Source organism: Planktothrix sp. FACHB-1365 (genome assembly GCF_014697575.1).
Taxonomy (GTDB): Bacteria; Cyanobacteriota; Cyanobacteriia; order Cyanobacteriales; family Microcoleaceae; genus Planktothrix.
Map to the genome: position 1 here is coordinate 33791 of NZ_JACJSC010000028.1, position 20636 is coordinate 54426.

General features: G+C 39.2%; 18 protein-coding genes. 10 read left to right on the forward strand and 8 right to left on the reverse strand.

Translation table 11 applies throughout. The annotated features are described in order from the left end of the window. Positions 1-30 precede the first annotated feature (30 nt). From H6G57_RS22900 to H6G57_RS22910, 3 genes are all read left to right on the forward strand, one after another. On the forward strand, positions 31-456 hold the full coding sequence (locus tag H6G57_RS22900) for a hypothetical protein (protein ID WP_190522825.1): 426 nt from the start codon (positions 31-33) through the stop codon (positions 454-456). A gap of 57 nt (positions 457-513) precedes the next feature. Next, the gene (locus tag H6G57_RS22905) at positions 514-1083 is read left to right on the forward strand and encodes a Uma2 family endonuclease (protein ID WP_190522827.1); all 570 of its coding nucleotides are present in this window, start codon (positions 514-516) and stop codon (positions 1081-1083) included. A 128-nt stretch (positions 1084-1211) separates the two neighbouring features. After that, positions 1212-2951 (forward strand): TrkA family potassium uptake protein, encoded by a 1740-nt coding sequence (locus tag H6G57_RS22910; protein ID WP_190522829.1) that lies wholly within the window; start codon positions 1212-1214, stop codon positions 2949-2951. 63 nt (positions 2952-3014) lie between these two features. On the opposite strand, the gene rpsU is transcribed toward H6G57_RS22910, so the two are convergent. The 3 genes from rpsU to lipB all read right to left on the reverse strand — a co-directional run bounded on the left by rpsU (position 3015) and on the right by lipB (position 4541). Beyond that, positions 3015-3230 (reverse strand): 30S ribosomal protein S21, encoded by a 216-nt coding sequence (rpsU, locus tag H6G57_RS22915; RefSeq protein WP_072720560.1) that lies wholly within the window; start codon positions 3228-3230, stop codon positions 3015-3017. Between the two features lie 136 nt (positions 3231-3366). Then, positions 3367-3678: an RNA-binding protein gene (locus H6G57_RS22920; protein ID WP_072720559.1), complete on the reverse strand. Its 312-nt coding sequence runs from the start codon at positions 3676-3678 to the stop codon at positions 3367-3369. 188 nt (positions 3679-3866) lie between these two features. Next, positions 3867-4541 carry a lipoyl(octanoyl) transferase LipB gene (gene lipB, locus H6G57_RS22925; protein ID WP_309236018.1) on the reverse strand — a complete coding sequence of 225 codons (675 nt, stop codon included), beginning with the start codon at positions 4539-4541 and terminating at the stop codon, positions 3867-3869. Positions 4542-4806: 265 nt separating this feature from the next. Between lipB and hpf the strand changes: the two genes are divergently transcribed. The 4 genes from hpf (at position 4807) to H6G57_RS22945 (ending at position 11320) form a co-directional block, all read left to right on the forward strand. Next, positions 4807-5454 carry a ribosome hibernation-promoting factor, HPF/YfiA family gene (gene hpf, locus H6G57_RS22930; RefSeq protein ID WP_190522831.1) on the forward strand — a complete coding sequence of 216 codons (648 nt, stop codon included), beginning with the start codon at positions 4807-4809 and terminating at the stop codon, positions 5452-5454. A gap of 482 nt (positions 5455-5936) precedes the next feature. After that, positions 5937-8579 (forward strand): response regulator, encoded by a 2643-nt coding sequence (locus H6G57_RS22935; RefSeq protein ID WP_190522832.1) that lies wholly within the window; start codon positions 5937-5939, stop codon positions 8577-8579. After that, positions 8576-9619, forward strand: coding sequence for a diguanylate cyclase domain-containing protein (locus H6G57_RS22940; RefSeq protein ID WP_190522841.1), 1044 nt, complete (start codon positions 8576-8578; stop codon positions 9617-9619). Before H6G57_RS22935 ends, H6G57_RS22940 begins: the two co-directional genes overlap by 4 nt. 57 nt (positions 9620-9676) lie before the next feature. Then, entirely contained in the window at positions 9677-11320 is a 1644-nt protein-coding gene (locus H6G57_RS22945; RefSeq protein ID WP_190522843.1) for a mechanosensitive ion channel family protein, read from the forward strand. Here H6G57_RS22945 and H6G57_RS22950 read toward each other — a convergent pair. Next, on the reverse strand, positions 11317-12030 hold the full coding sequence (locus tag H6G57_RS22950) for a DUF4079 domain-containing protein (protein ID WP_190522845.1): 714 nt from the start codon (positions 12028-12030) through the stop codon (positions 11317-11319). The genes H6G57_RS22945 and H6G57_RS22950 overlap by 4 nt on opposite strands. Before the next feature lie 133 nt (positions 12031-12163). Here H6G57_RS22950 and H6G57_RS22955 point away from each other — a divergent pair, with 133 nt between their 5' ends. The 3 genes from H6G57_RS22955 (at position 12164) to H6G57_RS22965 (ending at position 15380) form a co-directional block, all read left to right on the forward strand. Continuing rightward, positions 12164-13468: an FAD-binding oxidoreductase gene (locus H6G57_RS22955; RefSeq protein WP_190522848.1), complete on the forward strand. Its 1305-nt coding sequence runs from the start codon at positions 12164-12166 to the stop codon at positions 13466-13468. A 32-nt stretch (positions 13469-13500) separates the two neighbouring features. After that, positions 13501-14901, forward strand: a complete 1401-nt coding sequence (locus tag H6G57_RS22960) for a (Fe-S)-binding protein (protein WP_190522850.1) — start codon at positions 13501-13503, stop codon at positions 14899-14901. A gap of 77 nt (positions 14902-14978) precedes the next feature. Next, positions 14979-15380, forward strand: coding sequence for a DUF2809 domain-containing protein (locus H6G57_RS22965; protein ID WP_190522852.1), 402 nt, complete (start codon positions 14979-14981; stop codon positions 15378-15380). A 26-nt stretch (positions 15381-15406) separates the two neighbouring features. On the opposite strand, the gene nfi is transcribed toward H6G57_RS22965, so the two are convergent. The 4 genes from nfi to H6G57_RS22985 form a co-directional block, all read right to left on the reverse strand. After that, positions 15407-16069, reverse strand: a complete 663-nt coding sequence (gene nfi / locus H6G57_RS22970) for a deoxyribonuclease V (RefSeq protein WP_190522854.1) — start codon at positions 16067-16069, stop codon at positions 15407-15409. Between the two features lie 8 nt (positions 16070-16077). Beyond that, entirely contained in the window at positions 16078-16725 is a 648-nt protein-coding gene (locus tag H6G57_RS22975; protein WP_190522856.1) for a type I restriction endonuclease, read from the reverse strand. 106 nt (positions 16726-16831) lie between these two features. After that, a complete protein-coding gene (locus H6G57_RS22980; protein ID WP_190522859.1) occupies positions 16832-18556 on the reverse strand; it encodes a diflavin flavoprotein in 1725 nt (574 codons plus the stop codon). A 181-nt stretch (positions 18557-18737) separates the two neighbouring features. After that, a complete protein-coding gene (locus H6G57_RS22985; RefSeq protein ID WP_190522860.1) occupies positions 18738-20468 on the reverse strand; it encodes a diflavin flavoprotein in 1731 nt (576 codons plus the stop codon). Positions 20469-20636 lie beyond the last annotated feature (168 nt).

Below are 20636 nucleotides of genomic sequence, written 5' to 3' on the forward strand. Positions count from 1 at the left end.
ACAAAATTTTAGTGCAGCTTGATGGAACCAATGGAAGAATTACAGTATCTTGCCACTTGGGTTAAGGAACAACACGCCCAAGAATATATCCTAACCTGGTTATTAACTCAACCGGGTGTTTGGTGGTCGAATGGGGAAGTTTACCAAGCCATTTTACAAAAATCGGGGAAACGATTGAAAGAATTTGTCAAGAAAAGCAAACAAGGGGATTTGTTTCAAGGGATTGCTGATAAAATTGTCAGTGATGAAAGTTGGGATCAAATTGCTGAAAGTTTAGCTCGATTAATGGCAATTTATCAAGAAGAATTGGTAAAGTTACAGGATCAAGGACGGTTACAACCTACCTCTCGCTTATCCGTGAAAGCAACTTCAACATCTTCAAAATCTTGGTCTAATCTGGATGTTCAACAACAACCTTTACCTGATCCTAATACTGATGCGTTAACGGGACTTTAAACGCTTAATTTTTGTTAGAATCAAAGTTAACAAAAAATTCAATAGGAGCTTGTGATCATGTCTCTGATGACGATAAAAGACTTAGAGCAAGTCCAAAAAAGCCTCTCGGAAGCGGGTTTAGATTATCAGTTAGAATTAGTAGAGGGAAAAATTGAGATTATGGGGCCATCAGATATTGTCTCCAGTGAAATTGGGGTGATTTTCAGCCGTTTGCTGGGGAACTGGGTTTATCCCCGTCGTTTAGGTCGTGTCTTTGACTCTGCTGGTGGTTTTATTCTTCCTGATACTAATCTTAAAGCCCCTGATGTTGCTTTTGTTCGAGCTTCTCGTCTCAGACAAAGTGTGCGTTATTTTGCTGAATTAGTGCCGGATTTAGTGGTAGAAATTAAATCTCAAAGCGATCGCATTAATCCGATCAAAAAGAAAATCAAGAAATTCTTAGAATTAGGATCGCAAGTTGCGATTTTGATCGATCCTGATCTGTTAACCGTTACGGTTTATCGTTCTACAGAAGAACCGATTGTACTGGGAAATGAGGATATTTTAACAATTCCTGAATTGTTTCCGGGTTGGGAATTACCCATTGCTGAATTATGGCCGCCCGTTTTTAGCGAAGATGAAGATTAAAATTACTTTTCTCTGAAAGTTCGTGTTGTTAGATACAGTCTGAGAGTGACCATACCGTTAATAATTTGGGGTGATGGCTAAATTTTGAGAACGTTGGCTTGAGATCGTCTTGATGAATTTCTATCCCTATGAAACCTCGAATCATCGTTTGTAGCTTAGGTCGCACCGGATATCAAATTTTTAGACTCTTGAAACAACAAGGGGCGATTGTGGTGGGAATGAGTGACCGACCGATTCCCCAAGAAGGGTCTGATGTGATTGTGGGAAATTTACGATCCGCCTCCACTTTATTAGCGGCTGGGGTAAAAACGGCTCATGCTTTGATTTTAGCGGGAAATGATGAAGCTATTAATTTAGCAATTTTAATGCAAGCGCGAATTTTAAATCCTCAAATTCGGATTATTAATCGTTTATTTAATACTAATTTAGGAACGCGGCTGAATCAAACCTTACCCGATCACAGTACCATGAGTGTTTCGGCTTTAGCTGCGCCTGTATTTGCCTTTGCGTCCTTGGGAAATCAAGCCATTGGACAACTGGAATTATTTAATCAAATTTGGCCGATTCATGAAGAGTTAATTGATCAAGATCATCCTTGGTTGGGAAAAAGTTTGAGGGATTTATGGGCTGAACCCAATCGAATGTTAATTTATTATTTACCCTTTAAAGATCAAATTGATTTGGTTTCTGGGGTGATGGCTGATCAACAACTGCAAGTGGGCGATCGCTTAATTGTAGCTCTTAAACCCCAAACTCGTCAAACTCAAAAAGATCTAGGATATCGACTTTTAAAATTCAAACGCGGTCTACAAAAATTTAAACAATATGCCAAGTCTGCTTTGATTGTAAGCTTGATTTTATGTCTGACCATATTAGGTGCGACTTTAACTTATATTTTCGCCGATCCTAGTTATTCTTTTGTAGATTCTCTGTATTTTTCTGTGGGAATGATTACCGGAGCCGGAGGCAATGAACAAGTAGTTGAACATTCCCCGGAGGCGATTAAACTGTTTACCGTCGTGATGATGTTAATCGGCACTGGAGTAGTTGGAATTAGTTATGCGTTATTGAATGATTTTATTTTAGGGACTCGGTTAAAAGATTATGTGAACGCCACACGGGTTCCTGAACGCAATCATTATATTATTTGTGGGTTAGGAGAATTGGGGTTAAATATTGCTCAACATTTATATCAACGCGGGTATGAAGTTGTTGTGATTGAACGTGATCCCAACGGTCGATTTATGAGCACAGCCAAAGGGTTAAAAATTCCGGTTTTTGAAGGAGATGCGAGTTTAGCGAATACCCTTAAAAGTGTTAATGTTGAAGCCGCAGAAGCGTTACTAGCCGTTACCAATGATGATACAGGAAATTTAGAAATTGCCTTGAGTGCGAGGGGATTAGCACCGCGTTTACGAGTGATTACTCGTACCCATGATTCCCATTTTGCCTTAATGGTGCAACAAGTTTTTGATTTTGAAGCGGTCTTAAATACAACAGAAATTGCGGCTCCAGCCTTTGCGGCGGCGGCATTAGGCGGACGGATTTTAGGAAGTGGAATCACCGCCGATAGTCTTTGGGTAGCGTTAGGAACCTTGATTACTCCCAATCATCCGTTTTGTGGAAAACGAGTCCAAGAGGTAGCCCGAAAAGTAGATTTTGTTCCTTTATATATTGAAACCGCTTATCAAACCATTCACAGTTGGGAACTGTTGAACTTTTTACTACAACCGGGGGATATTTTATATCTAACCATGCCAGCGAACCACATTGAACACCTATGGCATTCTCTCCCCCCAGAACGAACCTCCTGGGAGGATAATCGTGTCCTCAGCCCAGAACCCAGTATCGGGCCAGGAAAAAACTAAAGCGTCAGGGAGGAAGTCGGGACAGCAAACCAAATCGGCTCACTGTATCGTCCGTTTTTCCCTTTAGGAGTCACTATTTTGAAATTGTTGTCTACGGTTACGAAGGCGACGACGTTCTTTATGGCGAGCTACCTCTTTCCGCTTGCGTTTTTGTCCGGGGGTTTCAAAATGACGATTTTTTTTCAGATCGGCAAAAATGCCAGCTTGTGAAACTTTCCGCTTAAAGCGACGTAGGGCGGACTCTAATTGTTCTGTTTCACCGAGAACGACTTGGCTCATTCCATATTCTCCCACTTGAATAATTGATTGGGTTGGACAAGCTGCCCTAAAATCACCGACAGCATCGGGACAGGGTTGAAATTCCCTGTCCGGTCAGAAGAAGACTTCAGAGCAGGTTAATCAGAATTAAAACGGTTTACTGACGACCACCGCGATAGTTAGAATTACCGCCGCCGCCCCAGCCTCCTCTGGAGGGTTTGCGTTCTTCACGAGGACGGGCCTTATTCACTTTCAGGACGCGATCCATCCATTCAGCACCATCTAACTCTTCGATGGCTTTGGCTTCTTGAGCATCTGTTTCCATTTCCACGAAGCCGAAACCCCGTTTGCGTTGAGTTTCCCGATCAATGGGAAGCTGAACTTGCTTAACATTACCGTACTCAGCAAAGACTTCTGTGAGATCTTGTTCTGTGACGCTATAGGACAGATTACCAACGTAAATAGTCATTACTTACCTCTTAAAATCGAGTGGTGTGCAGAGATTGGAATTCGGAGGTAAGCGAGTAGGACTTACACTAAACAGAAAAATTTTTCCTGATTCCAGCATAAACTGGGCTACCGATACCTAATCCAGCTTAAATTATAGCATGATTTTCGACCCTGACCAGTCAACTTGAAGGAATCTGTCAACCTCAACTAAATTATTCCCGTAGGAATCAACTCGACTTGAGGCGGAATCAACTCTACTTCAAAGATCTCAGCAAAGGTTTCAGCAATTTGGGGGCGTATTTGTTCGATGGTAATACCGGGAATAAATTGGGCTAAACTCCCGACGGGTCGATGGGCAATACCACAGGGAACAATCGCTTCAAACCCTTCCATATCAGGGCATACATTCAAGGCAAAACCGTGCATGGTAATCCAGCGACTGACTTTAATGCCGACGGCGGCAACCTTAACTTCCCCGATCCAAACCCCCGTTAAACCGGGAATTCGTTCTCCCGGAAGTTCATAAAATCTTAACACTTGGATTAACACTTCTTCTAACTGTCGTAAATACCAGTGTAAATCGGGGGTATGGCGTTTTAGATTTAAAATCGGATACCCGACCAACTGCCCTGGACAATGATAGGTGACTTCGCCCCCACGTTCCACCCGATGCAGTTCAACAGGACTCTTGAGGGGATCAAACTTGAGAAATTGTAGATCAGCCCCCTGCCCCAAGGTATAGACGGGGGGATGTTCCAAAAGCATCAACACATCATCGAGAGCCGGGTTGAGCTTTCGGTCTTCAACCAAAGAGTGTTGCCAGTTCCAAGCCACGGTATAGGGAACCGAACTAAAGTAATAAATTTGACAAGGGGGACGCACAGTAACCGTAAAAAAAACCAGTGAACTATAGTATAGATTAACCCATTTCTGCTAATATAATAAGTAAGAATACTTAAAACACAGCTAAGGAGAAAGGAAAACCCCTACAAGAAATTCCGAAAAAAATCAAGCAGTTTTTGACAAAACTTAACTTAAAAAAGTCAAGTTTTGTCACAGGATCAAAAAGATTTTAAACGGGTGAAGTTTGGTATCGGGTTAGTGTTAAGGTGAGATTATGCCCATATTATGAGCGGGAGGGAGCTTTATGAAGCTTGTTATCCAGGGTAAAAATTTGGAAGTTACGACTGCAATTCACGAATATGTACATCAAAAGATTACAAAAGCTGTCAGTCATTTTGAACAATTGACGACGGAAGTTGATGTACATTTGTCAGTTGCTCGGAACCCTCGGATAAATCCAAAACAAACCGCAGAAGTGACAATTTATGCCAACGGAACTGTGATTCGCGCTCAGGAAAGTAGTGAAAATCTTTACGCCAGCATTGATCTAGTCGCTGACAAAATTGCTCGCCAACTGCGGAAGTACAAAGAAAGACGCCAGGATAAAACCCACAATCTACCCAAAACGGGTGAGGTGGTTAACGAACATCCAGTTGTGGAAGACTTGGTTGGAAATCGTTCTCCTGAATTGCCCCAAGAGGTGGTTCGCACAAAATATTTTGCGATGCCTCCAATGACGATTAATGAAGCTTTAGAACAGCTTCAATTGATTGATCATGATTTCTATATGTTCCGCAATGCCGAGACTGAAGAAATTAATGTGATCTACAAGCGCTCTCATCACGGTGGTTATGGTGTGATTCAACCCCGCCAAGGAGAAGGAGTCAGCAATGGTAAATCCGCTCAGGGCAATACTGAGGTTTTAAGTTCACCCAAAGCGACTAAAGTTTAGGTGGGTTGGGGGTTTGAGTGACCACCAAACCCCCGATAAACGGTTGAGAGATGAATCTCCATGAGACATTTAGATCAATCAACAATATTTTTATTACACTCTGCACTTCACACTTTTTTCCAAAGCTCTTCTTTTAACAACTTTAGCCTTTAGAAGGAAGACAAAAATTCAACGGAGTCGCTACTTTAACGTTGATAGTTAAATCATTAGCGAATCTTCCTTAATAGATGAGTTTGATTAGTAGTCAATCGGGTGTTCAACTGAACTCATCTCTCCAGAGATAGATGACTAATGGAGGGCATTATGAGGTAATCCAAACAAGCTCAAACATTAGGGATCTGATTCAATCCCAATAATTAGCAGGCGACGGTTGATTTCAACTGGGAAGCAATCGCTTCAGCAGCCTATTATGTTAATGAAGGCTCTTGCTCAAACCAAGAAGATCAGAACCGTGCCATATCAAGATGGAAAACATAAACCTTATGTTGAACTATGCAAATATAACCCCGGCTCCCCAAATTCTGATTGTTGATGATGTTTTGGAAAATTTAGAATTACTATGTCATTTTCTGACGGAAGTTGGATATGAAGTGATCAGTGCTTTAGACGGAGAATCAGCATTAGAACAGGTAAATCACCATCCTCCCGAACTGATTTTATTGGATGTAATGATGCCCGGTTTAACGGGTTATGAAGTTTGCGAACAATTAAAAGCTTCTCCCCAAACCCGTGATATTCCTGTAATTTTTTTGAGTGCTTTAGCAGAAATTAACGATAAAGTTAGGGGATTTGAAGTCGGAGGAGTAGACTATATTACAAAACCCTTTGAAATTGAAGATGTTATTATTCGCGTTAAAAATCAACTCACCATTGTTCAACAACAAAAACAGTTACAACAACAAAAAACTCAATTAGAACAGGAAATTCAAGAGCGAAGACGAGTAGAATTAGCACTTCAAGACAGTATTAAACGGGAAAAAACCAGCGCTCGTGTCATTCAACGAATGCGACAAACCTTAAACTTAAATACAATTTTTAACGCCACAACCGCAGAATTAAGAAAGGTATTACAGTGTGATCGGGTTGTGATTTATCAGTTTAATCCCGACTGGAGTGGAAGGTTTGTTGCTGAATCTGTAGAATCGGGTTGGATACCCTTAGTCAAAGCCCAAAATTATGATCTAGTGATGAATCAAGCTGCTATTTCCAATTCGGATTGTGTGTTTGAACGCTTAAGTCAAATTCCCGAAATTATTGTTCAAGATACTTACTTACAGGAAACCCAAGGGGGAGTTTACAGCCGAGGGGTAAGTTATCGATGTGTTGAGAATATTTATAAAAGCCATTTTAGTCCTTGTTATATTGATTTATTAGAACGATTTCAAGCTAAATCTTATTTAACCGTTGCCATTTTTTGCGGAAATCAATTATGGGGTTTGTTAGCCGCCTATCAAAATACAAATTTTCGCAAATGGGAACAAACAGAAATGCAAATGGTCGTACAAATTGCCAGTCAATTAGGGGTAGCGGTTCATCAAGCTCAACTCTTTTCTAAGATTAAACAGCAAACAGAAGAATTGAAAATTGCCAAACAATCGGCAGAGTCAGCCAATGCAGCTAAAAGTGAATTTTTAGCCAATATGAGCCATGAACTCCGAACTCCGTTGAATGCGATTTTAGGATTTGCCCAAATCTTAAAAAAAGATTTTTCTATGTCCTTAGAACAACGCAAACATATCGAAATTATTAACCGCAGTGGAGAACATTTACTGGATTTAATTAATGATGTTTTAGAACTGTCTAAAATCGAAGCCGGAAAAACAACATTAATGGAAACTCGATTTGATCTGTTAATGTTGCTTGATAATATTAAAGATATGTTGCACTTAAAAGCAGAAAGTAAAGGCTTATTATTTGAACTTGAAATTTCCCCTACGGTTCCGCAATATATTATCGCAGATGAAAGAAAATTACGCCAAGTCTTAGCAAATTTGTTAGGAAATGCGATTAAATTTACAGAAAAAGGTCGCGTTCAATTGTGTGTGAGTGCCGAAAAGAAAGCGGGACAGGAACCTTCTATTGAATTACACAATAGTATGGTGAATAGTGATTATCCCGAACTTTGCTCTCAGTTCAATTTTTCTACGGTCTTAGAAGGTTTATCCAAAAATCCCAAAATCCAGATTCAATTTAAAATCAAAGATACAGGAGTTGGGATTTCTCCCGAAGAACTTTGTTTATTATTTGAAGCCTTTTCCCAAACTGAAGCGGGCCGTCAATCAGGCCAAGGAACAGGATTAGGCTTACCCATTAGCCGTCATTTTGTCCAGTTAATGGGGGGGGATATTCAAGTAGAGTCTATTCGAGATCAAGGGTCAATTTTCACCTTTGAAATTCAAGCCAAAATCGACACAGAACCCACCGTATCATCTCCCCATATCCAGCAACAAATCATTCATCTTGCACCCGATCAAAAGCCGGCTCGTATTTTAATTGTAGACGATGATTCAGATAACCGTTCATTATTAGTAAAAATCCTAAGCAAAATTGGTTTTGAAGTTCAAGAAGCGTGTGATGGTCAAGAAGCTTTAGCACTTTGGCAAAGTTGGCAACCTGATTTAATTTGTTTAGATATGCAATTACCTATTCTTGATGGGTTTGCTACGGCTCGTCAAATTCGCAGCCAAGAGCAGCAAAATGCCATTCCGATTTTAGCGATTACTGCCTCTGTTTTTGAACAAGATCGACAATCTATTTCCGGTGCGGGATGTAATGATTGGATTAGTAAACCTTTTAAAGAAGAAGTTTTGTTAGAGAAAATTCGCGAACATTTAGGAGTAGAATATTTGTATCAAGAACCTTATTCAAATTGTGCATTACCTACAATGACAACATCTTCAGTAAGTTCTACCTTAACAACTCAATTGGCGATGTTACCCCCTGCATTCATTCAAGAATTACACTATGCAGCTACTCAATGTAGCGATGATTTAGTTTTAAAATTAATTGATCAAATTCCAGGAGAATTTTTGGATTTGACCCAAGTGATTAAAGAATGGGTGCTAAATTTTAGATTTGATCTAATTATTGATTTAACTCATCCGATTCAATCCCCTAAGCAATGAACAACGATCAAAATCCTTTAAATTCCTGTGAGATATTAATTATTGATGATTATCCCGATAATTTGCGAGTTTTAGCAGCAATTTTATCGGAACAAGGTTATCGGGTTAGAAAAGCGATTAATGGTAAACTTGCCTTAGCAACTCTTGAAACTCAAATCCCCGATTTAATCTTATTAGATATTCAACTTCCTGATATTAATGGTTATGAACTGTGTCGTCGAATTAAAGCGCATCCCAAAACCGATAGTATTCCGATTTTAATGATTAGTGTTCATGATCAACCTGAAGATATTGTCAGAGGTTTTTCAGAAGGAGCAGTAGACTATATCAAAAAACCGTTTCAACCTGAAGAAGTCATTGTTCGAGTTAAAACTCAACTGATGATTCGGCATCTTCATCACCAATTAAAATCCCAGAATCAGACCCTCTTTGAAAAAAATTATCAATTAAAATTAGAAGTTGAACAACGGATGCAAATGGAGGATGCTTTAAAAGAAGCCAATTCTAAATTACAAAAATTAGCTTTTATTGATAGCTTAACCGGCTTAGGAAATCGTCGTTATTTTGATGACCAGTTGCCTCGTTCTTGGCGACAAATGGCTAGAAACAAACAATTTATTTCCTTAATTCTATGTGATTTAGACTATTTTAAAACTTATAATGATACCTATGGCCATCCCGCCGGAGATTTGTGTCTGAAACAAGTTGCTCATGCCATTAATCGTGCGGTTAAACGTCCTGGGGATGCTGTTTTCCGTTATGGGGGTGAAGAATTTGTTATTATACTACCTGAGACTCCCCTAGACGGTGCCATACAAGTTACTAAAAATATACAGCTTGAAGTTGAACAACTTCATCTTCTGCACACTCATTTTTCTATTTATCGACAAATCACCTTGAGTTTTGGAATTTCGGGTCAATATCCTAATCCAAACACATCACCCACGGGTTTAGTCATTCAAGCTGATCAAGCACTTTATGAAGCCAAGAGCAAGGGACGTAACACTTATGTTGTTTATTCTTTCCCAAGTCATGTTTAATCTATTGTAGATTATTAACCTATTTTAATGATAAAATCGTTTAAAAACCTTAAAATCATGTTAAGAAATAACTTCAGCAAAATTATTTTGCTTGTGTTGATCTGCCTGATTTATCTGTTCGGGTTTCCCGCCTCAGCACAGGAACAATTTCAACCCTTATTTCAATCTAATATTGCTGGCGTAACCTTAGACGGACGAGCCATTTTTAAAGTCAGTGGAGCCGAAAATTTGACCGCTCAAGAACGAGCAGAAATGATTAGTACCAAATTACAACAAGCGGCAATATCAACAGAACCCATAGAAGTTAAAGTTAAACCCATCAATGAACAACCCACCCTTTGGCTGAATAATTCCTATTTACTGACAGTGACTCAAGAAGATACACAAAAGCCAAATCTTCCTGAAGATCAAGCTCAAATCTGGCGTTCTGAAATTCAAGAAGCGGTTAAGGAAGCGAGGAAAGAACGCAGTCTTGATTTCCTAAAAAAAGCAACCTTTAAAACCATTTTAGTGCTGTTCTTTGGAGGCTTATTTCATTGGGGATTGGGTTGGTTTTGGCATCACTCACTCCGACGATTTTTTCAATTATTTATTAAGTCTACTCCTGAATCCTCTCCATCAGGAAATAAACCCCAAAATATAGAGTTATTTTTAAGTTTAACTCTGGCAGGTACAAGATTAGGATTATGGACAGCTATCATTCTCTATCTGACCAATCAATTTCCGTTTACTCGGATTTTAAGTTATCGATTAACGGGAACCTTAATTTCAACCTTAACTTCTAAACTGATTACCATTAATAAAGCGTCTTATTCTATTCCTGACTTATTAATTTTAGTGAGTTTAGTTTGGGGATTAATCGTTTTTGCTAAAGTCATCACCGACCTTTTACAATCTCGTGTTTTAAATGCCACCCGCATTAGTCGAGGTGCTCAAGAAGTGGTTGCGGTGATTTTTCGATATGGGTTTATTTCCTTGGGAACAATTGTTTTATTACAAGTTTGGGGGTTAGATTTAAGTTCTTTAACGATTTTAGCCAGTGCATTAGGGATTGGAATTGGGTTTGGATTTCAAGATATTGCTAAAAATTTTGGGAGTGGTTTAGTTTTGTTATTTGAACGTCCCATTCAAGTCGGAGATTTTGTAGAAGTGGGGGATTATATGGGTACGGTCGAACGAATTGGTGCTCGCAGTACGGTGATTAAAACGTTAGATCAAGTCTCTATTATTGTCCCGAATTCTCGTTTCTTAGAATCAGAACTGATTAATTGGCATCATGACAATCCCATTTCTGGTTTACGCTTATCTGTGGGGGTTGCCTATAAGTCGAGAGTAGAGATTGTCAAAGATTTATTATTATCAGCCGCAAAAACTAATTCTGAAGTTTTATCTCTTCCTTCTCCTCAAGTTTTATTTAAAGGTTTTGGAGACAATTCACTTAATTTTGAATTAAGAGTTTGGATCTCTAAACCTAGCCGTCAGTTTATAATTAAAAGTGATCTTTATTTTCAAATAGAATCCCTTTTTAGACAATATAAGATCGAGATTCCCTTTCCTCAACGAGATGTCAATATTCGGGGAAGCATTCCCTTAGAATTATCTCCTGAATTGCAATCCGTAATCCGACAAATTGCCGAAAATAAAACCAACGGATACCCCCAAAAGTTAGAGGGTTTTGGAGGGCAAAATTCTAATCCTTAACTTTTAGGCGGTTGAGGACAAGTTCTCTGATTCCAATCACATTGATAGAGATGTTGTTCTTGCCAACTGAGGGGAATTTCTAATAAATCTCTCGTTCCCGTCATGCCTTGACCTAAAAATAATAATAAAGCGATACAATTGAGAACGGTATGGGTTATTCTCCAGCGATTCGATTTATAAATATCGGGTACAATCGCTAAGGAAAAAATCATTAATAAGGCTGCTGCTACCCCATAATAATAATGAGAAAATTGCCACTCGTACCCTCGTCTAAAAACTCCATCTTGGCATCCTATCACGACAATTCCCATTCCCGTTAAGGTGGCAAAAATTCCTCGCCATAGGGGTTGATTTGGTTTAGCTCGATACAGTAAAATTAGAGAAACAAGCGTGAATATAAACATTAAAACAATAAAAATAGCTTGAGGTATTTTTTCTGGCGATAACTCCTTAAAAACACCTTTAAAATAAATAGAATAGGCTAAAGCAATTAAGGTAATTCCCACGATTGAACCAGTTAACCACCGACCGATTTTTAAATGTTCTTGTCCGACAATAGCCGGAATTTTACTTTTATTCTCTTGATTAGAACGGGAGAGACGACGTTGACGAGTTTGCCATGCCATATAAACAGAAATGCCAATCAGGGGAAACACAAAACCCACCGCTAATACAGGATGGATTAATGCGATAATATCCTTAAATTCCATAACTTTCTCCTCAAAATAATGACGGCTGACTGCTTAAAGTTTATTTTTCCTGATCGGTTCCCGATTCTCTATTCGCTGCTAGAATAGTTATAACTTAATTTTTGCTCAAATCAATCTATTGTTTTGAATCAACGTGATTTCTACCACCGACCTTAAAAACCGACAGGAATTCGAGAAAATCGTAGGGGAAGCTAATGTCCAACCCTGGGACGAAATCGAACCCCTGCGACAACAACAAATCATACAATCCCTCGCACCCGAAACAACGCTTCAAGGGATTATTTATCCTCAAACTCAAGATGAATTAGCTCAAGTCATTGCCTATATTCATCAAGAGAAATTGAGGGTTTTACCCTGTGGTTCTTGTAGTAAAATTAATTGGGGAGGATTGATTAAATCTGTTGATTTTGTTGTGAGTACAGAACGAATGAATCAACTGATTGAACACGCTGTTGGAGATTTAACAGTTACAGTAGAAGCGGGAATGAAATTTTCCGAATTAAAAGCTATTTTAGATCAGAAAAACCAATTTTTAGGATTCGATCCCACCTATCCAGAACGAGCAACAATTGGTGGAATTATTGCCACAGGTGATACAGGTTCTCTACGACAACGTTATCGCAGTATCCGCGATATGATTTTGGGGATTTCTATTGTTCGTTATGATGGGAAAATCGCTAAAGCGGGAGGTCGAGTTGTTAAAAATGTAGCCGGTTATGACTTAATGAAATTATTCACCAGTTCCTATGGAACCTTGGGAATAATTAGCCAAATTACCCTACGAGTTTATCCCCAAGCGGAATCTTCAGGAACCGTTATTTTAACCGGAGAACCGGAAGCAATTACCCAAGTCAACCAAACCTTATTATCTTCGGCTTTAACTCCCGTTGCGGTGGATTTAATCTCTACTAATCTTTCAAAAGCATTAGGATTGGGAGATCATATCGGTTTAGTTGTTCAGTTTCAAAGTATTCCTGAAAGTGTACAACAACAAAGTCAACGATTAATGGAACTGGGAGAAAAATTAGGGTTAAAAGCCATATATTTTGACGCTGATGAGGCAAATTTATGGCAACAATTAAAACAGCAAATTTGGCAATCTGAATCTAACACTTCTATTCTTTGTAAAATTGGCATTACTCCCACCTCTGCGGTTAAAACCTTGATACAATGTCAAACCCTAGGCGTTATTCATGCTGGAGTTGGTTTAGGAGTTTTACGGTTTGAAAGCGTTTCTTCAGAAACCTTGTTAAACTTAAGACATTGGTGCGAATCTCAAGGCGGATTTTTATCCCTTTTAAAAGCACCCCTAGAGTTAAAACAACAGTTAGAAGTTTGGGGATATTCAGGAAATGCGTTAAATTTGATGCGCCAAATCAAAAAACAATTTGATCCTCAAAATCAGTTTAGCCCTAATCGCTTTGTCGGTGGAATTTAATTGATCTATAATCATAGGAGAATTTTGTTAAAATGCCAACCTCTGACTTTGTTGCTGAATCTCAATTAATTCCGGCAAAAGACAGTAATTTTTTAGGACAAAACCCCCATTTAACCTCGGATGAAATTCCAGGGTTTGACTCAATTAATCCTCCTAATTCCAATTTTATTAGTACCTGCGTTCACTGTGGATTTTGTTTATCTACTTGTCCCAGTTATCGAGTGTTAGGAACAGAAATGGACTCTCCTAGGGGACGAATTTATTTAATGGATGCGATTTCCAAAAATGATGCGTCTTTAGGAGAAACAACCGCCCAACATTTTGATAGTTGTTTAGGCTGTTTAGCCTGCGTTACAACTTGTCCATCTGGGGTTAAATATGATCAATTAATTACCGCCACTCGCCCCCAAGTTGAACGAAATGTACCTCGCAGTTTACCAGACCGTTTAATTCGCACCTTAATCTTTAATTTATTTCCCTATCCCAACCGTTTAAGAGCGTTTTTAATTCCGCTTTTCATCTATCAAAAATTAGGAGTACAAAAAATTGTGAGAACAACGGGTTTATTACCCAAAATTTCTCCTCGTTTAGCCGCAATGGAATCTATTTTACCTGAAATTACTGCTGAGGCGTTTCGAGAGGATTTCCCGGTTATTATTCCCGCCCAAGGGGAAAAACGTTATCGAGTTGGGGTAATTTTAGGCTGTGTTCAACGGTTATTTTTTAATCCGGTTAATGAAGCAACGGTGAGAGTTTTAACCGCCAATGGGTGTGAAGTTGTAATTCCCAGAAATCAAGGGTGTTGTGGGGCGTTACCCGAACATCAAGGACAAACCGAACAATCTCATACGTTAATTAAACAAATGATTGATCGATTTTCGGGAACCAATGTGGATGCGATTATTATTAATGCGGCGGGATGTGGTCATACCTTAAAAGAGTATGGACATATCTTGAAAGATGACCCTCAATATCGAGAACAAGCTGAAGAATTTGCAGCAAAAGTTAAAGATGTCCAAGAATTTTTAGCCGAAATTGGTTTAACAAAACCGTTGTCCCCTGTAACAGAAACAGGAGAATTAACCTTGGTTTATCAAGATGCTTGTCATTTATTACATGGACAAAAAATTAGTTCCCAACCTCGTCAACTTTTGCAACAAATTCCAGGGGTAAACTTACGAGAACCCCTCGATGCTGCGTTGTGTTGTGGAAGTGCTGGGATTTATAATTTATTACAACCGGAAGTCGCTGAGGAATTGGGACAACAAAAAGTGGAAAATTTAACCAATACGGGTGCTGAATTAATTGCTTCTGCAAACCCAGGTTGTTCATTACAAATTAAAAAGCATTTACAATTGCAAGGAAAAGATATTCCGTTAATGCACCCAATGGAATTACTAGATTATTCCATTCGAGGCGTTAAAATTAAATAGTTCGTCGTTGGGCTTTAGCCCCTAAATTTTCTGTTAAAGCCCAACAACAACCTGAACCCCAAAAACTGCCTTTAATCATGAAGAACAAGCAATACCAACAAATTATTTTAATCAGTTTAATTGCTTTAATTCCCATTGGATTAGCCAGTAAATTTTATAAGGGGCCGTTTGATGTATGGCTGAATAATTCTGTAGGTGGGGTATTTTATGAAATGTTTTGGGTGCTTTTAGTGGTTTTAATTAATCCTATTTTATCCCCTGGATGGGTTGCATTTTGGGTTTTTATTGTTACTTCTATTTTAGAGTTTGCACAACTCTGGAAACCGCCTTTCTTAGAAGTAATTCGTACAACCTTATTGGGTCGGTTATTACTTGGAACAACATTTTCCTGGTGGGATTTTCCCTATTATATTATTGGTTGTGGGTTGGCTTGGTTAGGGTTAAAATATCTTAAATCTTACTTAAAATTAACCGATTAAATTAGGGACTGGGTGTATAATAAAAATTAAGTATGAGAAGCTAATTTATCCGCCCATCGGGTGGTTTCAGGTAAACGATATTGAGTAATACACTTTAACACATAATCAATAGAGGTTTCTAAACTAATCCGATGACCAGGGGAAATATAAAGCGGTCTAACATTCGTTCTCGAACGTAAGACTGCACCGATAATTTCTCCTTTATCCTGTAACGGTTTCCAACTGCCTTTTTCAGCCGGGAGATCATCATGTTTTCCAATTAATAAAGATTTCGCCGCCCCAATGGTGGGTTGATCAATTAATACCCCTAAATGACAAGCTAACCCAAATCGTCTAGGATGGGCAATTCCTTGACCATCACAGATAATTAAATCAGGGGTTATTGTTAATTTTTCTAAGACATCTAAAATTACAGGAACTTCTCGAAATGATAAAAACCCAGGAATATAAGGAAAGGTGGTTGGACGTTGAGCGATCGCAGTTTCTTGTACACTTAAATCAGGAAAACTTAAGACTGCAACTGCGGCTTGAGAAATGGTATAATTCTCTTTAAATCCCACATCAACCCCAGCCACATATTTAACCGTTTCTAATTCATCGGTTGTCCGAACTAAGGATTTAAGTTGGTTTTGAATTACCATCGCCTCTTCAACCGTTGTCGGCCATGTTTTCGGGGGTTGAATGTTCATGGTTTTTTCTAATTTTGGTTTGACTGAATTGCAATTTGTCCCAAACGTTTGAGAATTTGCAACACCTCATAGAGTTGGTTGCGACGGGGAAGGAGAGAAAATATATTCGATAATTCATATTGGGGAAATTCTTGGATTTGGAGTTTAACAAAGATAAAATTTCCACCATTGGTTACCATTCCAAAAACAGGCTTTTCTGGTGTAGGAGTCCCTAACATATAAGCTAAGGTTTGTGGTAAAGCCAGTTCTAAAGAAAAACTCGTTTCTTTGGATTCTATCACCACAACCCAAAGTGTTTCTAGCAAAATCAGTGCATCTATCCTCCCTCGATAAATAATATCATTACTATCTACTGTAATTTGCACAGTTGTTTCCGTTTTAAAGCGAAAAGGGGCATCAAAAAAACCAGCTAAATTCAGCAGTGGAGATAACACAATTAATTTAATCGTTTCTTCTCCAAGTTGATTGTCTGAGAGTTGATAAACGTATTTTTGCTGAATAGCATCAAGAACTTGTTGTTCCTGTTGTGTTAGTTCGTTGTCAGAGTTTAACCATTCAGTAAAAAATTGATCATCAGTGCTGCGCTGAAGATTGAATTGAGTTTGCAGTTGACTAAAGGTTTTGAGAGTACGCTCAATTGAAAAAGTTTGGGTCATACCTAATTAGGGGCAATAGGTAATAGCTAATCGGTATTTTTTGAGCCAGCAAACAAGCATATTGCCTGTTTTGCTGGCTAGTGATTGACAAAAGTTAAATTTTTGCTTAATACTGTGTTCCCGTTTTGCGATAATGAACAGCCGTAACCCCTTCTGGATGTAATAAATGACCATTATTAACTGTGGCATAAATCACCCAATGATCACCACATTCCATCCGATTTTTAACCTCACATTCCAGATAAGCTAAGGCATCTTTTAAGATCAAACAACCATTGGATGCTTCTTCTGTTTCGATGCCAACAAACCGATCTTCTCCGGGTTCATATCGTTTTAGAAAATGTTTTCGCAGTTGTTTTCCTTCCTGCAAAATATTCAAAACAAATTGATCTCCAATATGGGTTAAAGGTTCCAAAGCCCGATCCTTCGCCACAGCGACGGTAAACCCCGGAGGGTTAAAGGTGGCTTGGGATACCCAGGACGCTAACATGGCGCTGCACACCTCGCCCCGACGACCGGAGACGACACACAACGAACCCACCAGACGCCCCATCGCTTGGGCGGTACGATCGGCCCCCGATGAAGTGGCTGTGGGACGAAACGCCCGCCGTTTTTGGGTGCGTTTGAGGGTTTGAGCAAAATCAACCGCCGCTTCTTTACACATTTGTAACGTGACATCGGTGGGGGCAAATTTCACCCGAATGGGTTCAAAACCAAATTTATAACCCGCATCTTTTAAGCGACCTTCTAATAAATCAATGGCTTCTCCACTCCAGCCATACGACCCAAAAACACCTGCTAATTTATTCGTAGAAGCGGTATTTAAAATCACCCCTAAAGCGGTTTGAACTTGGGTGGGTGCATGACCGCCTAAGGTCGGTGAACCAATAATAAACCCATCACATTTTTCTAACGCTTCTTGAATTTCTGAAGATTTGGCGTATTCACAATTAATTAATTCTACAGCCACATCGGATTTGGTTAAACCCTTAGCGATCGCTTGAGCAACGGTAGCCGTATTTCCATAGGCTGAAGCATAGATTAATGCCACATTTAATTCATTAGATTTTTGTTTTTCACTCCATTGTTGATATAAATTGGTTAGCTCAGTCATGCCATATTTCACTAACGGCCCATGACCTGTTGCATAGAATTTAATGCCAGGTAAGTCTTTAATTTTATCGAGAGTCGAGAGCACTTGTTTAGCTTGGGCGGCATGAAGACAGTCATAATAAAACCGTCGATCATCGTTATACACTGACCATCCTTCATCAAACACTTGATCGCCGCAAACGTGCGCCCCAAATAGTTTATCGGAAAATAAAATTTCCGTAGCCGGATCATAGGTTAAAATTTCATCGGGCCAACGGGGAGTCGGGGTTAAAATAAACTGTAATTGATGACCTTTACCTAAATCTAAAGTTTCTTCCCCCTTGATGGTTAAAATCTTTAAGTTTTCATCTTCAAAATATTCTCGTAAGGCTAACGCAGCAGGATTAGAGCAAACGAATGTTGCCTGGGGTGATAATGTTAATAAAGCCTTTAATGTTGCCCCCCGATTAGCATTAAAGTGACCCAAAATAATATAATTCAACTCTTCTAAATTTAAGCGACTTTGTAACGCTTCAATATAATTTTGGGTAAAGGATTCTCCTGGCGGATCAATAATTGCAGTTTGCTCGGCTTCAATAATATAACTATTTGCCGTTGTTCCCCGTTGCAGAGAATATTCCACTTCAAATTTTAATCGATCCCAAGTGCGCGATCGCACAACTTTTGTATCATTTCCAATTAAAAAAACTTGAACATCACGCGGTTTTTGATTATGCATAATTCTGGATTAAAAATTTTTTTTGCTCTTTCCTCAGTGTTAAATATCCCCCTGAATCAGGTTAATTTTGAGATTCCAGTTCCCCCTTTTTTAAGGGGGGTTAGGGGGGATCTAATTCAGGTTAATTTTGAGATTCCGGTTCCCCCTTTTTTAAGGGGGGTTAGGGGGGATCTAATTCAGGTTAATAATGATTACCGACTTTACGATGATGAACCGCAGGTAGCACATCAGGATCACTCACCCGTCCATTATCAACAGTAGCGTAAACAATCCAGTGATCACTTAACTCCATCCGACTTTGCACTTGACATTCTAAATAAGCCAAGGATTCTGTTAAAATCGGACTGCCATTGTTAGCGGTTTGGGTGTTAACTCCTTCAAATCGATCGGCTCCCGGAGCAAATCGTTTTAAGAAGTGTCGCATTAATTTTTGATAATTATTTTCCGCTAAAACATTGAGTACAAATTGATCATCGACTTGCATTAATGCTTCAATGGCCCGATCTTTAGCGACTGCAATGGTTAATCCTAACGGTTGAAAACTCGCTTGAGTCACCCAAGAAGCTAACATAGCACTGCTAACTTCTCCTTTTTGAGCCGTAATAATATACAACCCACCGCTTAAGCGTCCCATGGCTTTATCTAAGTTTGTATCCAGGGATTTCATGTGCTTAACGGTTTTATCCCGACTTAACCATTGTCCGATATCTGTTCCCGCTTCATCACAGGTTTGATAGGTGGTATCGTGGGGGGTTTCTGTAATCCGAATTGAAGGAAAAGATTGTTTTAATCCGGCATCATTGAGTTTAACTTGCAACGGATAAATTGATAAATCATTTCCCCCTCCTGACTCATATAAACCGTAAGCTTGTTTATTATGAGCCGATGCAATAATAGTATTAATTGCTTCTTCTGCCAGTTCAGAATTGACCCCCGAAACAGGTGGCATTCCAATTACAAATCCCGCAGAACTCATCACTAATTCGCGCACTTCTGGCGGGTCAGCCGTGCGTAAATCCATCATTTCTACCGCCACACCTGTTTTGGTAATCCCGTGAGCAATGGCTTGGGAAAGGCGATCGCTATACCCATAATCGGAGAAATAAAACACCGCGACGCTGGTTTCCGATTTCGTTTGTTCGTGACTCCATGTCCAATAACGTCCGGTTAATTCTTTTAAATTATGCCGTAATAAAGGGCCGTGTCCGGTGGCAATGGTGGTAATTTCTCCTAACGGTTCCATGCGTTTCATGGCATTAATCACCGAACGGGCATTAGGAGCCATTAAACACTCATAATAAAAGCGAAAATCCGGTTCAATATCGGCTAAACTTTCATCGTAGGTGTGATCAGAACAATAGTGCATTCCAAACGCATCACAGGTAAATAACGTTTGGCTTTTGCGATCATAACTAAAAATGGTATCCGGCCAATGCAAATTCGGGGCGGAAACAAATTCTAAAACATGATCATTTCCTAAATCTAAAGTATCGCCATTTTTGACTAATTTACTTTTAAACGGCGTATGGGTTAAATTTTCTAAAAATTGAATCGCCACTTTCGCCCCCACCACCGTAGCATTAGGCGCAAGTTCTAGGACATCTTTAACTAAGCCACTATGATCAGGTTCAGTATGACTAATAATTAAATAGTCAATATCCGCAGGATTAATTAATCCCTTCAGTGTATCTAAATACAGTTGGCGAAACTTAGTGTGGGATGTATCAACGAGGGCTAGTTTTTCCCCGCGAATGATAAAGGAATTATAGGTTGTACCATTTTGCAGACCAAATTCTATGTCAAATCTTTCCCGATCCCAATCTAGGGAACGAATTGCCGTGGTATCAGCAGCAATGTCTTTAACTTCAATGGTTAAACGATTTTGTTTTACACGGTCAGTGAGGGCTACCATTCATGACCTCCCTAGATAATTGATTATGATTTTTTAACTTGTTCTCTATTGTTACATGGATTAATCGTAAAGATTTATTAAAAAACCTATAACTCCGTTAAGCTTTGCAAAAGTAAAGGTATTGACCATTGGCTTGGCTGTTCCCTATTCCCTGTCCCCTGATTTACA